The 14,226-nt window shown below is 51.3% G+C and carries 21 protein-coding genes and 1 pseudogene; 18 read left to right on the top strand and 4 right to left on the bottom strand.

Features of this window, described 5'->3' with window-relative positions:
• Window positions 1–6 precede the first annotated feature (6 nt).
• From dmsA to ACJHYR_RS06775, 3 genes are all read right to left on the bottom strand, one after another.
• Window positions 7–2,451: a dimethylsulfoxide reductase subunit A gene (gene dmsA, locus ACJHYR_RS06785; RefSeq protein ID WP_000850305.1), complete on the bottom strand. Its 2,445-nt coding sequence runs from the start codon at window positions 2,449–2,451 to the stop codon at window positions 7–9.
• A 296-nt stretch (window positions 2,452–2,747) separates the two neighbouring features.
• Window positions 2,748–3,743 (bottom strand): tyrosine-type recombinase/integrase, encoded by a 996-nt coding sequence (locus tag ACJHYR_RS06780; RefSeq protein WP_029399967.1) that lies wholly within the window; start codon window positions 3,741–3,743, stop codon window positions 2,748–2,750.
• A 69-nt stretch (window positions 3,744–3,812) separates the two neighbouring features.
• The gene (locus tag ACJHYR_RS06775; RefSeq protein WP_000025789.1) at window positions 3,813–4,154 is read right to left on the bottom strand and encodes a helix-turn-helix domain-containing protein; all 342 of its coding nucleotides are present in this window, start codon (window positions 4,152–4,154) and stop codon (window positions 3,813–3,815) included.
• Window positions 4,155–4,257: 103 nt separating this feature from the next.
• On the opposite strand from ACJHYR_RS06775, the gene ACJHYR_RS06770 reads away from it, so the two are divergent.
• The 8 genes from ACJHYR_RS06770 to ACJHYR_RS06735 all read left to right on the top strand — a co-directional run bounded on the left by ACJHYR_RS06770 (window position 4,258) and on the right by ACJHYR_RS06735 (window position 6,791).
• On the top strand, window positions 4,258–4,779 hold the full coding sequence (locus tag ACJHYR_RS06770) for a Cox family DNA-binding protein (RefSeq protein ID WP_001206784.1): 522 nt from the start codon (window positions 4,258–4,260) through the stop codon (window positions 4,777–4,779).
• Between the two features lie 8 nt (window positions 4,780–4,787).
• Window positions 4,788–4,994, top strand: coding sequence for a hypothetical protein (locus ACJHYR_RS06765; RefSeq protein ID WP_029399966.1), 207 nt, complete (start codon window positions 4,788–4,790; stop codon window positions 4,992–4,994).
• A 282-nt stretch (window positions 4,995–5,276) separates the two neighbouring features.
• Window positions 5,277–5,585 (top strand): DUF4761 family protein, encoded by a 309-nt coding sequence (locus tag ACJHYR_RS06760; protein WP_029399964.1) that lies wholly within the window; start codon window positions 5,277–5,279, stop codon window positions 5,583–5,585.
• 38 nt (window positions 5,586–5,623) lie between these two features.
• Entirely contained in the window at window positions 5,624–5,866 is a 243-nt protein-coding gene (locus ACJHYR_RS06755; RefSeq protein WP_029399963.1) for a DUF4754 family protein, read from the top strand.
• The gene (locus ACJHYR_RS06750; RefSeq protein ID WP_024211217.1) at window positions 5,863–5,988 is read left to right on the top strand and encodes a hypothetical protein; all 126 of its coding nucleotides are present in this window, start codon (window positions 5,863–5,865) and stop codon (window positions 5,986–5,988) included. Before ACJHYR_RS06755 ends, ACJHYR_RS06750 begins: the two co-directional genes overlap by 4 nt.
• 80 nt (window positions 5,989–6,068) lie before the next feature.
• Window positions 6,069–6,362 (top strand): hypothetical protein, encoded by a 294-nt coding sequence (locus ACJHYR_RS06745; RefSeq protein ID WP_029399961.1) that lies wholly within the window; start codon window positions 6,069–6,071, stop codon window positions 6,360–6,362.
• Between the two features lie 10 nt (window positions 6,363–6,372).
• Window positions 6,373–6,582 (top strand): hypothetical protein, encoded by a 210-nt coding sequence (locus ACJHYR_RS06740; protein ID WP_000125224.1) that lies wholly within the window; start codon window positions 6,373–6,375, stop codon window positions 6,580–6,582.
• Window positions 6,579–6,791, top strand: coding sequence for a hypothetical protein (locus tag ACJHYR_RS06735; RefSeq protein ID WP_000095507.1), 213 nt, complete (start codon window positions 6,579–6,581; stop codon window positions 6,789–6,791). The genes ACJHYR_RS06740 and ACJHYR_RS06735 overlap by 4 nt, the downstream gene beginning before the upstream one ends.
• A 39-nt stretch (window positions 6,792–6,830) precedes the next feature.
• On the opposite strand, the gene ACJHYR_RS06730 is transcribed toward ACJHYR_RS06735, so the two are convergent.
• Complete coding sequence (locus ACJHYR_RS06730; RefSeq protein ID WP_029399959.1) at window positions 6,831–7,313, bottom strand: hypothetical protein; 483 nt, start codon at window positions 7,311–7,313, stop codon at window positions 6,831–6,833.
• 234 nt (window positions 7,314–7,547) lie between these two features.
• Here ACJHYR_RS06730 and ACJHYR_RS06725 point away from each other — a divergent pair, with 234 nt between their 5' ends.
• The 10 genes and pseudogenes from ACJHYR_RS06725 (at window position 7,548) to ACJHYR_RS06680 (ending at window position 14,193) form a co-directional block, all read left to right on the top strand.
• A complete protein-coding gene (locus tag ACJHYR_RS06725) occupies window positions 7,548–8,102 on the top strand; it encodes a DNA-binding protein (RefSeq protein ID WP_077248670.1) in 555 nt (184 codons plus the stop codon).
• Between the two features lie 320 nt (window positions 8,103–8,422).
• Window positions 8,423–8,647 (top strand): derepression protein, encoded by a 225-nt coding sequence (locus ACJHYR_RS06720; protein WP_410233106.1) that lies wholly within the window; start codon window positions 8,423–8,425, stop codon window positions 8,645–8,647.
• Between the two features lie 68 nt (window positions 8,648–8,715).
• A complete protein-coding gene (locus ACJHYR_RS06715; RefSeq protein ID WP_029399955.1) occupies window positions 8,716–9,129 on the top strand; it encodes a hypothetical protein in 414 nt (137 codons plus the stop codon).
• Window positions 9,130–9,134: 5 nt separating this feature from the next.
• Window positions 9,135–11,645, top strand: coding sequence for a replication endonuclease (locus tag ACJHYR_RS06710; protein ID WP_029399953.1), 2,511 nt, complete (start codon window positions 9,135–9,137; stop codon window positions 11,643–11,645).
• A complete protein-coding gene (locus ACJHYR_RS06705; protein WP_000196517.1) occupies window positions 11,642–12,073 on the top strand; it encodes a hypothetical protein in 432 nt (143 codons plus the stop codon). The genes ACJHYR_RS06710 and ACJHYR_RS06705 overlap by 4 nt, the downstream gene beginning before the upstream one ends.
• Complete coding sequence (locus tag ACJHYR_RS06700; RefSeq protein WP_000086827.1) at window positions 12,070–12,264, top strand: hypothetical protein; 195 nt, start codon at window positions 12,070–12,072, stop codon at window positions 12,262–12,264. The genes ACJHYR_RS06705 and ACJHYR_RS06700 overlap by 4 nt, the downstream gene beginning before the upstream one ends.
• 11 nt (window positions 12,265–12,275) lie before the next feature.
• Window positions 12,276–12,590 carry a hypothetical protein gene (locus tag ACJHYR_RS06695; RefSeq protein WP_001080487.1) on the top strand — a complete coding sequence of 105 codons (315 nt, stop codon included), beginning with the start codon at window positions 12,276–12,278 and terminating at the stop codon, window positions 12,588–12,590.
• 1 nt (window position 12,591) lies between these two features.
• Complete coding sequence (locus ACJHYR_RS06690) at window positions 12,592–12,801, top strand: hypothetical protein (RefSeq protein WP_000951718.1); 210 nt, start codon at window positions 12,592–12,594, stop codon at window positions 12,799–12,801.
• Window positions 12,798–12,932: pseudogene (locus tag ACJHYR_RS06685) on the top strand (hypothetical protein); the annotation flags it as partial. The gene ACJHYR_RS06690 and the pseudogene ACJHYR_RS06685, both read left to right, overlap by 4 nt.
• A 550-nt stretch (window positions 12,933–13,482) precedes the next feature.
• Window positions 13,483–14,193, top strand: coding sequence for a hypothetical protein (locus tag ACJHYR_RS06680; RefSeq protein ID WP_223942718.1), 711 nt, complete (start codon window positions 13,483–13,485; stop codon window positions 14,191–14,193).
• Window positions 14,194–14,226: the final 33 nt, after the last annotated feature.

Genomic DNA, 14,226 nt, shown 5'->3' with positions numbered 1-14,226 from the left:
TACTCCTTACACCTTTTCAACCTGAACAAGGTTTGTATGTGACGGATTCCCCTTAGCGAGAGGAGACGGACGTTGAGTGGTCAGTACGTTGATACAACCGCCCTTATCGACACGTTTTGCATCCGGGTCATACCAGGCACCTTCACCTAGTGCGACCACACCCGGCATCATTCGTGGCGTCACTTTCGCCTCAATATGAACCTCACCACGATCGTTAAAGATCCTGACTTTATCGCCGTTGTTGATACCGCGTTTTTGGGCATCAAGCGGGTTGATCCACATTTCCTGACGGCAAGCCGCTTTCAGCACATCAACGTTGCCGTAAGTTGAGTGAACGCGAGATTTATAGTGGAAACCCGTAAGCTGCAGCGGATATTGTTTGTTCAGCGGATCCTGATAACTTTCAAAGCCCGGCGTATAGATCGGCAGTGGATCGATCACATCGCCTTCTGGCAATTCCCAAGTCGCGGCAATGTCAGCCAGCGCCTGCGAATAAATCTCAATTTTACCCGATGGCGTGGTCAGTGGATTTGCCTGAGGATCTTCACGGAAAGCTTTATAAGCAACGTGGTGCCCTTGTGGGTCGCGCTTTTTAAAGATCCCCTGCTTGCGGAACTCTTCAAACGTTGGCAGTTCAGGAATCGCTTCCCGCGACTGGGCATACAGATGCCGCATCCACTCTTCCTGTGTACGGCCTTCAGTAAACTGTTGCTCAACGCCAAGACGTTTTGCCAGTTCGCTGGTCATTTCATAGATGGTCTTACATTCAAAGCGCGGTTTAATCACCTGATCGTTGAAAATCACGTAAGACATATTCCCGCAGGATGCATCCAGTGCAAAGTCCATCTGTTCGGAAGCGGTGCAGTCAGGCAGCAGGATGTCAGCATATTTCGCTGATGAGGTCATGTGGCAGTCGATAACCACAATCAGCTCGCACTTCTTATCATCCTGAAGGATTTCATGGGTACGGTTGATTTCAGAATGCTGGTTAATCAGGCAGTTACCGGCATAGTTCCAGATCATTTTGATCGGCACATCCAGCTTATCTTTCCCGCGCACACCATCACGCAGCGCTGTCATTTCCGGGCCACGTTCAATGGCATCGGTCCACATAAACATCGAAATGCTGGTCTGGATCGGGTTTTCGAGGGTCGGCATACGGACAAACGGTAAGCTGTATGAACCTTCACGCGCGCCGCTGTTGCCTCCGTTAATACCAACGTTACCGGTCAGAATCGCCAGCATCGAGATAGCACGGGTTGCGATTTCACCGTTAGCGTGACGCTGCGGGCCCCATCCCTGGCTGATAAACGCCGGTTTGGTACTGCCGATTTCACGAGCCAGTTTGATGATTTTGTCTGCCGGAACACCGGTGATTTGCGAGGCCCATTCCGGCGTTTTAGCCACGCCATCTGGCCCTTCACCCAGAATATAAGCTTTATAGTGACCATTTTTCGGCGCACTGGCTGGCAGTGTTTTCTCGTCGTAGCCAACGCAATATTTATCGAGGAATGCCTGATCCACCAGGTTTTCGGTGATCATGACATACGCCAGACCGTTAACCAGTGCGGCATCTGTTCCCGGACGAATGGGGATCCACTCATCTTCGCGCCCGGCTCCGGTGTCGGTATAGCGCGGATCGATGATGATCATGCGAGCATTAGATTTCTGACGCGCCTGTTCAAGATAGTAAGTCACCCCACCGCCACTCATTCGCGTTTCGCCAGGGTTATTACCAAACAGCACTACCAGTTTACTGTTTTCGATATCCGACGGGCTGTTACCATCTGCCCAGCCGCCGTAGGTATAGTTCAAACCTTCCGCAATTTGCGCGGAAGAGTAGTCACCGTAATGGTTCAGATAACCGCCGCAGCAGTTCATCAGGCGAGCGACCAGGGTATTTCCCGGCGGCCAGGAGCGGGTCATGGTGCCGCCCAGCGTACCGGTACCATAGTTCAGATAGATAGACTCGTTGCCGTACTCTTTGATCAGGCGCTGCATATTGGTCGCGATGATGTCGTAGGCTTCTTCCCAGCTAATGCGCTCGAATTTGCCTTCACCGCGCGCCCCGACTCGTTTCATCGGATATTTCAGGCGGTCCGGATTGTAGACACGGCGACGCATGGAACGCCCACGCAGACAGGCGCGCACCTGGTGCAGGCCGTCATAGTTGTCATCGCCGGTATTATCCGTTTCAACATATTTAATTTCACCGTCCACAACGTGCATACGTAGCGGGCAGCGACTACCACAGTTAACTGTACAGGCGCTCCAGATAACCTTTTCGTCTGATTTTGTTGGAATGGCGCTATCGACAGCGTGCGCAATCCGACTAAAAGGTAATGTTAATGCGCTGCTGGCCATTGCCAGGCCGCCGATCGCTGTCGTTTTTACCAAACCACGGCGACTCACCTCAGCAGCCAATACCGCATCAGGGATTTTCGTTTTCATAATGGCTCACTCAAGCTTGCTCACGATTGATTCCAGTAACAAACCGTATTGTGTAATTATTTCTATAGCAGGTCGCTATATAGGTTTGTATACATCGAATAATTTGAAAATCAAAGAGATAGGTAGATTTTCACTCGAAAGTAGTATTACGTGTAAGTGAGGAGTAATTATTGTTCGGTATCAAAGGGAGACAAAAAAAGCGCCCGCAGGAGATTTAACGGTACTTACTCCTCTTGCTGATTTCCTTATTTTTCAATAAGTAAACAAAAACAAGGGGAGCAAATTATCACAAATAATTACTGGTCGATGGACAGTTTATGGACACTTTCAGCCAGCGGATTAAAGCTGATCGCATCCTGTAAAAAGTCCGGTGAAAAATGCGCATACGTCATCGTTTGCTGAATCGTGGCGTGACCCAGGATCCTCTGCAACGTGACGATGTTCCCGCCGTTCATCATGAAATGCGTGGCGAACGTGTGCCGCATGACATGCGTGGCCTGCCCTTTGGGTAAGTCGGGCTTCACCTCCTGAAGGATCTCCCTGAAACTGAGATAATCAACCTGATATAACAGGCCGGTCCGGCGGGTTTTAATTAACGGCACAACGGAATCAGCTACAGGAACCGAGCGCGATTTCCCGTTCTTTGTGTTAAAGAACGTCACCCTGTTACCCACGATGTGTTCCCCGCGAAGCGTTGACGCCTCTTTCCATCTGGCCCCGGTCGAAAGGCACAGAATGGCAATGCGTCGTGCATCACCCTCAAGCCGTTTCAGAAGGCGATCAATCTCGTCATCTGAAAGAAAGGCCATTTCTGTATTCTGAACCTTGAGTTTACGTATTCCGCGCACAGGGTTTTCGTTATGATAAACCTCCGCGTCAATTAACAACGAAAACATCGCAGATAAGGCGCACAGGTCGCGATTGATACTGGACGGCATCAGTCCCGCCTGCAACTTATCCGAGCGATACTCAATCACGAATTTTCGTGTCATCTGGCTGGCGCGCGGGTCCCCCATTTCACGTATCACCTTCTCCAGTCTGGTTCTGTAGGTATCACCATATGCCTGATTACGACCATCAAGCATCCACCACACCTCAATCAGTTCTGATAACCGCCGTTGATCGGCGGGCCTTGCCTGCCACGGGTTATTGTGGAAATTCTGAAGAACGTATCTTTCGAATTCCTGCGCCTTTGATTTCAGGGTGAAAATCTTACGAATCCGCCTTCCTCCCGCCCCCTGAGGCCTTACATCAACCTGATAACGTCCGTCTTTGAGTTGCTTAATCGACATGATCAGCACCTCCGACGGATAAACCTGTTAACCCCTGCTTACTGAACGCCGCCCGTTCAATATACAGCGTCAGCCAGCATTGCGGCCTGATTGGGGTGATTTTTGGGTATTGCGGGTTGAAACCTGATCGTCCTCCGACTGCGTGGAGCCATCAAGAGAGAGAGCCGGGGCGATCTGACCGGCAACAGGTAGCGTCTTATCTTTGATTAGCCAGAACATATATTTTTCAAACCGATCCACTTGAAGGACGGCCTCAACAATCTTTGCTCTGGCGATCTTTTGCCCTGACTCATAATTCCTGACAGTTGCCAGAGATAACCCTGTAATATCAGCAAATTGCTTTTGAGTTAGCCCTTCCGTCTTGCGTATCAAACGCAACTTTTTCGCATAGTCTATTGACAAGATACTCATTTGGGGATTAATCTCCTACAAAAGATAACCGTACGATTATCTTTACAAGTCATCAAAAATCATCAAAAGGCGCAACAAGCGCACCAATGCAAGAGGATAACAAATGCGGGAGATTATTGCCGACAAAGAGTTATCTGGCGCTCAACCGGTTCAGGATGATGGCGCGGACAATGAATTCATTGAAGCTGCCAACGACAACGAACACCTGGAAACCAAAACCAGACCGTCCTACAAAAAGGGCGCAACCCTACGACTGGACGGCCCAGTCGCAGGACTTGTGTCACTGGAAAAAGGGGCTGCCTATCTGGGGGTAACAAAATCTGCGCTACGCGCCGCCATTCAGCGCGGGCAGATGCCGGGTCACAAAACGCGCTCAAATCCCGAAGATGAAAAGTCAGACGGTACATGGTGGTTTAACGCCAAAGCCTGGGACGAACTAGCCGACGAACTACTGGAGTGCGAACCGCCAGAGTGGCACAACTGGAAAAGCTACTGGACGTACGACCGCAAGAAAAGAAAGTTTTCACCGGCAAACAAGGAGGACTGCCAGACCGTTAAAGGTAAGCAGGTTTACTCCCCCAGAGTTTCAAAACTGGAGCAACTCAAAAACAACCAGCCCGGCTAAACACGAAAATGACCAGCAATATCATCAATGCCGTTTTGAACATTATATTCCTGGAATTAGGCGTAGTAGTGATTTATCTGCTTGGCAAGCTAACAGGACAAAAAGAACGTTTTATTGTCCTCAACGTTCATTACGTCGCAGCTTATTCTAAAGGGCTTTTTCCAATAGTTGTTGGCGCGGGACTTACAGCGTTTGTCATCTGGCTCATCAGGTAGAGGCACACAACGTAATCATTCGTAGCTATATTTCCGCAATAGTATTCAAGTAAAGGAAGACAACAACATGAAACCAAGACAAAGATTAACCTCCAGAAGTAGTGACGCATTGCACTTTAAAGCAAAAGACATAATAGCCACAACAAAGGTAGGAGCATAAGTCTATATACACTTTCAGAATTTCTATCTGGAGAGAATATTAAAAACGGAAGAGGAAGCCAATGAGTATTTGTTATTCATGAAAGATTGCATAGAAGGAAAAATAAGCGCAGGAGATAAATAATGCGAAAACATTATTCACAGCCACATTTCCGCAACAGTGCACCACGCAGCAATAACCGCTGGAGCCTGCGCGAAACACACGCAACGCCGGGCGGTCATGCTGTAAAACAGACTGGTCAACACACCTGGCTGATTGAGCAGGCCGGACTCGTGATCCACAGATGCCACCGCAATCCGTTTACCGGAAACCGCATTTTTGCACTGAGCAGCGGCGACAATCAGTTCGGACAGGATTTCACACTGCACGAAGCCTTGCGAACTGCCGACCGCTTAATCGAGGGGCGCAGCTTTCAGCATACCGACTACTAAGGCAAAAGGAGTCTTAATAAGACAGAAGAGGCAGCAAGATGAAAAGAGCCTATAAAGAACTCATTAACGACGCGCTTCAGAATTACCATTACGGACTTACAAGCCGTGGCACTAACGGTGACGCTGTTTCACTTGCAGCACTGACTACAGCAATCAAGGGCCTGACCTGTTGCGCCTTTGGTTCCGGAGATAATGAAGCTCTGACGGAATTACAGGCCATTAATAAAGACCTGTCTGAAGGAAACGTAATAACCCCCTTTGTAATTCAGGAGGAAGCATGAGCGTATTTATGTCATGGTTAATTCTTATCCTTGCCATTATTTGCGCTGTGGGGATTATGCGGGTAATTAACAGCATTAACACCATTGAATCGTTATTTACTGGCGATAAGCGCCGTAAATAAACAGGCGTTTAACACCAGAAACAACCAGAAACATCCGCTCACGCGGAGGGGTTGACCCGCTCAAAAAGGAGAAATCAGGAATGCTTAATAATAAAAAAAACCGAATCATTGATAACAGTGAACAGGTCAACAAAATAATCGAAGGCACAAACAAATTAATTAAGAAAAAAAACAAACTAAGCCGTGAATTAATGGAACATCCGGAAGAAATATTATTAGCCATGATGCACCAGACAGAAGCGATAGCCATCGCCCTTGCCGTGCAGGCGCTTTCTGAGTTCCGGGAAGAAAACATCAGGCTGGCTCAGGAGCTGAAAAACCTCAGACGTCAGCTTCAGAGCACTGAGGCTGGCACGTCATCACGAATACACTGAGGGCCACACCATGACTGCAATTCTGAGAAGACGCAATAAAACGCTTTTTACCGATACATCCGGGATGGAATACGAAGTGGAAAGCAGTGTCATCGCCACCACCACCCGATGCCCGGCAGGTGACGAACTGATTTACGTCCACCTGACGGACGGGTCACAGATAACCGTCCTGACAGAGTCATGGCGCGAACTCGAGATAATAAGCGAGGTAAGAACATGAGCAGCAAACACGATACCAACGCACGCAGACCAGGCAAAGAGGCGCGTCACCATATCGCCGTAATGCGCAACCTGCTTATGAGTGAAATCGACGATTTTGTGGCAGGCCTGGGGCAACCGGGCGAACCAGCAACACCAGGCCAGATACACAGGGAATTACGCCGCCGCGTGGAAAACGTCGTGGATTACGTCATAAACCCGAACGACTGACGGGAACATGGCGAGCGTCAGATGACACACGCAGGGCACTTATCGGGAAAAACCGATCGTAATGGCAGCCATCATCTTTTCAGCGAAAGAGAGAGATTCACGATGACTGATATTCAGAGACATACAGGCTTTGTTGTACGCCACATTTTCCATGCATTCCAGGACAGGAGAGTCATGCATCTCAAGCTCTGGAAGGCGTGCCAGCAGAGCTTCCGTACTGAGGAGGGCGCTTTTGGTAATCAACTCATTGTAGCGATGGGCATGCTCACTCGCCGCCTGCGCACGTTGCCCGAAACGACATATGAAATTACAGGCTCCGAGAACCACCACCACTGCCCCAAGCACCCAGCCGAAATGCCAGCCGGCTACGATGAACGCACCCGCCGCAAGGATCAAAATGTTGATGATCGCATCAAGGCGACGATTGAATACCGCCGCGATGCGCTCCAGCCAGTAGCTGTACCAGAGACGGAACATGACCTCATCCCGTTCTCTCGATTTTTTACGTTGGTTGTTTTGCATGGTGTTTTATCCCTCATCGTCATCGCTCTGCCCCTAATCAGCGCAGAGTGCAGGGTAACCTGGCTCGTGGAATTTTTGCAGCCAGACATCTTTACCCCCGGGCGTGTTGAACAAAGTGTCCGCCAGATCCACTGAACGGCGGATTCATCAATGCTAACACGCCCTTCTTTTCCGGTTGAAGGCGAAAAAACCGGACCATTACCCCGACACAAAACAGAACAACGGAGAACAACTATGCCCGCACTTAAACCTATGGGTGTATCAGGTGTACCACCGAAGCATGTCAGAGCCTGGACACAACAGGAAGATGCTCTACTGGTCGGTTTATACCCCTCCCACACCGTACCAGAACTGACAAAACACTTTCAGAGAACCGGGCCAGCAATACGAAGCCGCATCCGTCTTTTGCTCTCTCAGGGGGTTATCCACACCAAACAACCCCCCCTGAATACAAAAGAACTCAACACGCTCATCAGGAATCGCCACACAAAAACCATCCGGGAACTCGCGAATGAACTGGGGCGCTCGACATCCACGGTGGGACTGAACCTGAGAAAAAGAGGGTACCGGTTCAGGAAATACGGGGAACTCCACCACAGAGCCAGATACAGCGATCACCTGGTGGAGTTGGTAACTGAACTGCGCGATGAACAGGGGATGACATTCAGCGAAATCAGAAAGTACATCCGGGACACGGCCGGGATATCCCTTAAAAGATGGGTCCTCGCCCGGCTTTACGCACGATATACCGCCGCTGACACCGTGCTTTGCGAACTGCTACCGGACTGAGTAACCACTATGCACACACAAAAAAACCGCTTGCCATGCCGCAATCAGTCAGGTTACATTTCCGCTGCACCTCATAAAACGGGTGCCGGGATTGCAACCCCCGCTGACAACTACAGCGCACAACCGCGCCAGCGGTTTTTTTGTGCGTACCGTATCGCCACGTCTTTTTCGCGCCAGAATTATGGCGGGGCGTATGGGGCCGACTTCGGTCGGGCCGGTTTCTGTAGTTGCCGGTGGTTGCAACCCTGTACGTCTCGCCACCCAGAATTGCAACCTCTGGATGGTGAGTTTTCAAAACTTGCAACTACAGAGGCCACACCATGGCAAACCGCAAACAACAGCGCGCATACGCTGCGCGTCGTCACATCCAGACTGAAATCAACCGCAGACTTTTCCGCGCATTCCGCGTCGCGCATATCATGCACTTCAATATGCTGCATGAGCGCAGCCACGCACTGTCAAACATGTATTCCGCCGCTGTATTCAGCTACCTGGCGGATGACCTGCGCGAGCTGCAGGACCTCATTAACCAGCACCACCACTAATCAACATCCCGGAGCCATCCCGCCCCCGTACGCGGGAGGCTTCCGCACGTCCGTTTCCGGAGGTTCTCATGAAGAGCGTTAAGGGACTTTCAGATATTCAGGATTTTTTTAACTGGATGTGGGCGGTGGATCCACGCCTCGCTTCCCGTCTCAATGACCTGCACGACTATTACCGCCGCGCCTGTAAACAGGCAGCCCGCAGCGCTGCCACATACGGGGATTTTTCCTTCACCGTTGACGACCGTTACCGCGTGGATGTCAGAGACCAGAACCACAGCCTGGAGCTGGGCCTGTTCCACATCAACGGGTGCGACAGCAGCGTTATCAGCTGGTCATCGTCAGAAATGGTGCTCGTTCTGGAAATGACCACCCACAGCGTGGTCGTGAAAGGGATTAAAACAGCAGAAGACTTTATCGCTGAATACCAGCGCCTTCTTGTGCTGTACCGGGCTGCATTTCAGAAGGCAACAGCAGGGGAGTAAGCGGAATGAGCCATCACCACACGCACCTGGCGTACCCGTGGAACGCCCCGCTGCCGGTTATTGATCCTGAGACATTCGGCAGAGCATTACCGCAGAAGCCAACCGCATTACAACGGGCAATCCGTGACTACCTCACCGAAGACATTCGCACTGAGGCCCGGCTGGATGAAGAAACCGTGGCCTTCCTGACAACCACGGACAAAGGTAAGCAAATTAATTCACACCTTCACCGGGACGAAGAGCGGCAGATAAGGCTGGATAAGCTGGCACGACACAGACGCGAAAATCCGCCAACGGCGGTATCGGAGGCGATAGCCGAACTTCGCACCCTGCCCTCGTTTCTTGCCAGTGTGTTGATCCGTGATCTGGCACGACTGAACCGGAAACAGCAAAGTGCCCGCAGTGAAGGTGTAAAAAACAACAGCGCATACGTGGCCGATAATTTCGTTCGCCGTGGACTGCGTGCGCGCCTGAAACGTATTGAAAGGGTTAACGACCGCTTTGCAACGCCGGCATTCAAAACCACCGTCGTGCGCCATCGCCTTGAAGAACTGCTCACACTGCCGCAACTCACCCGTGACGAAATCCAGCGCATCGCCACACTGACAGCCCAGGCATTCGCCGCAGAATTTGAACGCATATGTGATGAAGTTCTTGAACGGACAGGCAAGGATAATGACAGCCCGGTTATCTGGCTGCTGGCCTACCAGAAGGTGGCACGCACAGCCTTAATTCTGGGCATGGTCCCGCCATACTGGCCGGAACTCGAAATCAGGCACAACCGACGCACACCGCCGGACCCTGAACGGGTTCCGGGTGCGGTACTGCGCATCACCTGCGCGACCTGGTGGAACAACCAGTTACGCCACGTCGCCGATCTCTGGCGGGAGGAGTTACTGCGCGCCGCCGGCAGAGTGTCACGTAAACAATCCCCCTATATCAGCCATGAGTCACTACTGGAGTTCCGCGAGAAGCGCCAGCGCACCTGTGACTTTCTCAAAAGCTGGGATATTGAAAACGAAGACGGCGAGCGCCTGAGTCTGGAGGACGTGTACTGGGCTGGCCTGGGTAATCCACGCAACCGCCGCAATGAAATGATGGTCTGCGTCAGAGGGATGGAGATGGTGGCCGAATTACGGGCTGACGTCGCATTCTTCATCACAGTAACCACCCCTTCCCGCTTTCACAGCGTGAACGAGAACGGCAGCCTGAACCCGAAATACAACGGTGCCACAGTACGAGATGCCAGTGATTATCTGGTTTACGACTTCTTCGCAGCCGTAAGAAAAAAAATAAAAAAAGAGGGGCTGGGCTGGTACGGCGTGCGAACCGCTGAGCCACACCATGACGGCACGCCACACTGGCATATGCTGGTATTCACTTCCCCGGAGAACGCAGAGCGCATCATCGAAATTATGCGCGAAGCAGCAATTAAATCAGATCGCCACGAACTGGGGGACGATATTTCACCGCGCTTTAAATGCGAGAAGATAGACCCGGAAAAAGGCACACCGGCAAGCTATATCGCAACCTATATCGGTAAGAACCTGGACGCCAGCGCTTTCCACAACAATGATCCGAAAACCGGAAAACCTTACGTTGATGAGGAATCCGGGAAAACCATGGCGGAAACCGTGGAGAACGCCATTGCCTGGGCAAGCCTTCACCGCATCCGTCAGTTCCAGTTTTTCGGCATTCCGCCCCGCCAGGTATGGCGTGAACTCCGCCGCCTTGCAAGCCAGATGGAGCGCAACCCGGCATCACCGAAGCACCTCGATCATGACGATATTGACGCCATTATGGCTGCCGCAGATGTGGGATGTTTTGCCACCTACATCATGAAACAGGGTGGTGTGCTCATTCCGCGCAACCAGTATCTGGTCCGCACCGCATACGAAACCGCAGACGAAGCCAACGACTACGGTGAATTCCCTCAACGTATCTACGGAATCTGCGCCCCGTCGCTCGGAGAGCGGTACACCATATGCACCCATCCGGACGAGTGGAAACTGGTTAAAAAAGAAACAATACCAGACAACCGCACGGGCGAGGGTTTTGACCTTCAGGGCGACCCCGTCGCCCCTTGGACTCGTGGCAATAACTGTCCCCGGGATGAAAAAACAGACAATCACGGACCAGAAAACAGGCAGGACCCCGGACGACTGACGCTTCCCGAAGAGAACCTGGAAAGCTGGCTGAATACGTTAAGCAGGGGCGATCGGAGAAAACTGCGTAATCAGATTAAAAATCAGCCGTCGGGCGCAAAAACCGGACAAAACGACACCACACCGGCATCTGACACCCCTGTAAGGGTGGGGATTGTCGTGCCTGCGGATACCGCGACGGACACGCAAATCGCCCGCGAACTTGATGCGCTGGGTGTGCAGTTGCCTGACGCGGCCATCATCTCCGTGCGTAACGGTGCCCGTGTGCGTCTGGATAACGGGGGAACAGCGTACTGGGATGAGTCAGCCCGTCACATCATCACAGAGCAGCCAGTGGAGGCGGGAGCATGACGCGATTTTGCTGCACCATGCAGCGCCCACAGTTTGAGGCCATCATGCGCCAGCGTATGCCGGTGCTGACACTGTTCAGGCCTGCCACAAGGCCACAACCGGGCGACGAGCTGGAAATCACGATAGTCAGCCCCGATCGCACCACGGAGACCACCATCGCCGACATACTCAACAGGCGGCCGGGCAGCGAGAGCCATAGCTGGACTGTCGTCATTCGTCCGCGCCGTTCGCCGGAGGAACCGGAGCCGTGCACGCCTGCCGGGAAAATCATGCAGAGATATCACGAAGAGCGGACACGCAGGCACAACGGCGGACTGGCCAGAACACTGAACACAGTCAATCACAAGGCCGCGCTGGCGCGAATGGTCTTTTCACCACAACGCAATTCATTCGCCAGACCAGCACAGAACGGGAGGAAACAACAGTGAGCAGAATATTACTTTTTCTGCTGTTTTTCGCGCCATTCGCACAATCAGCCACGCCGAACTGCGTAGCGAAAAAGAGCAACACCGTTGTCATTGTCCAGTGTGATGACGGCACGGTAACAATCACCGACTCGAGCAAAGGAAGCGTCATTGTCTGCCGTAAAGAGAAACCCTGTCAGCGAACCGAACTTTGAAGGAAAAATATATGAACAGGAAACAGAAGCAGGAACTGAAAGGCTTCTTACGTAAAGAAATTGCCAGGCTGGAAGATGTGGAATCTCAGTCATCAGATATTCCATTCGGAATGGATATCAACGACGCCTGTATGCTCCAGGTATACCGCATAGCTCAGGCTGCACTACAGGCAAAACCGTCAGATGGACTGGTTAGAGCAGTACGTTTCTATGAACTGGTAAAGCGTGAGAATCCGCCAGTCGAAACCGGAGCATGGCAAGACGCTGTTGACTGGGTGCTCAAAGAGGCTTGTCAGGTTGTAAACACTGGCATCAAAGGAGACTGATATGGCTATTGCCGCAAGTTACACCATGCATCTCTATTGTGATTGTCGCCAGTGTACAAATGGTAAATATCAAACGCCAGACTTCGGTGAATATATCGGTACGTCATGGACTGGCTGTGCAAAAGAGGCGCGTAAGGATGGCTGGCGAATAAGCAAAGACAAAACTCGTGCTTTTGCGCCCGGGCATAAAGTTTTGAGGATTAACAAATGACCACTATAACCAAAGAGCGACTACTGACAATCAGGCAGTGGCGCGAAACATACGGACCTGGTAGCAACGTTGTACTGCCAGCCGAAGAAGCGGAAAAACTGGCACGGATTGCTTTGGCATCGCTGGAAGCAAAACCAATAGGTGCTTTCCACATTGCAGAACAGCAGGTCGATGGCACAAGTGACTACATCAAGGATGGGGAGTACCGCTTGCTGACATCTGAAGAACAAAAGATAGCCCAACTTTTAGGCGATGCATGGAACCTGTATTTTACATTGCCAGTTGAGCATCCAATGGGTAGAGATGAATTTTGCCGGGCAATTCATCATTGCCAAAATATGGTGTTGGCACGCCCTGCCATCAGGGCGCTGGCCAGTAAGGGGCAAGGCTATAAATAGATGAGCAAAACGCCCTCCTCCAGGGCGTTTATTTCAATGCACAATAGTGCACAAATTTGCACAATTTTTTTGAACGACTTTTTGCCCTTCCGGCCCGTGTGGCGTCTGGATCCGTCGGGGATCCGTGCGTGCACGAAAAAAGGCCTTTTTCTGCGCGCAGGTGACGGGGGAACAGCCCGCGTTTCAGGGGGTAAATAGCATTCCCTGAACGATGTTGCAGCGACACAACAGAATGGCTGTATTTCTCACGCTGAGCGTAAAAAAGACGTAAAAGCTTGATTTGATGGGGGTGAAAGATAAGGCCGTCAAAATCGCACTGAGGCAGCGAGAATATGTCGTCAGAGTTGCGGGGTTGCGTAAGCATCCGCCCGGCGATGATGGCTACAAGGTTGGAGATGTTGTGAAATTATCTGAAGGAATAACCAGCTTGCAGGAGAACCCGGGCAAAGTCAGAATAGCGGCAGGCATCAACTCAAAAGAGGATAATGTCATGAGCCACTTTAATGATTTATGCCAGATCAATCGTGAAGCTGAAGAAAAACGCGCTGAGGCAGCTCAAATTTTGCGGGATGAAGCGGCAAGGCTGATTGATTTCTATGAAGAATGGCTGGGGCTTCCATCCATGTACTGGGAAGACGATGATGGCGACCTGCACCGCTACGTGGAGACAGGCTTGCCATGTAAGACAGCGGCGGATTTTAGTCCTCTTTCAGTCCACAATATCGCATCTGCACCAGACAATATTTTCCGCATGGCCGTGCGAACCTGGGTTAAGTCATCTGACAGCAGCTACCCGGTAAGCGTGGTTATTGCACTTGAATTATATTCAGTAGATGCGGAACGGGTGTCTCTGAGAGTCCGGGTGGAAGACGATATTTCTGTTCGCGTATTTATCAATAAACCCAGCGAAGAAGCCTGGGGCGATGTTGTTATGCACATGAAAAAGCACATCGCTAATCACCTGAAAAAGCGAGCGCCATCAGCACTTCGTTAAGCAGAGCTGGAGAGTCGGGGCATAAATTTTTTA

The sequence above is a fragment of the Escherichia sp. WS1450 genome, assembly GCF_046487395.1.
GTDB classification, from domain to species: domain Bacteria; phylum Pseudomonadota; class Gammaproteobacteria; order Enterobacterales; family Enterobacteriaceae; genus Escherichia; species Escherichia coli.
This window is presented reverse-complemented; position numbering and strand designations above follow the sequence as displayed.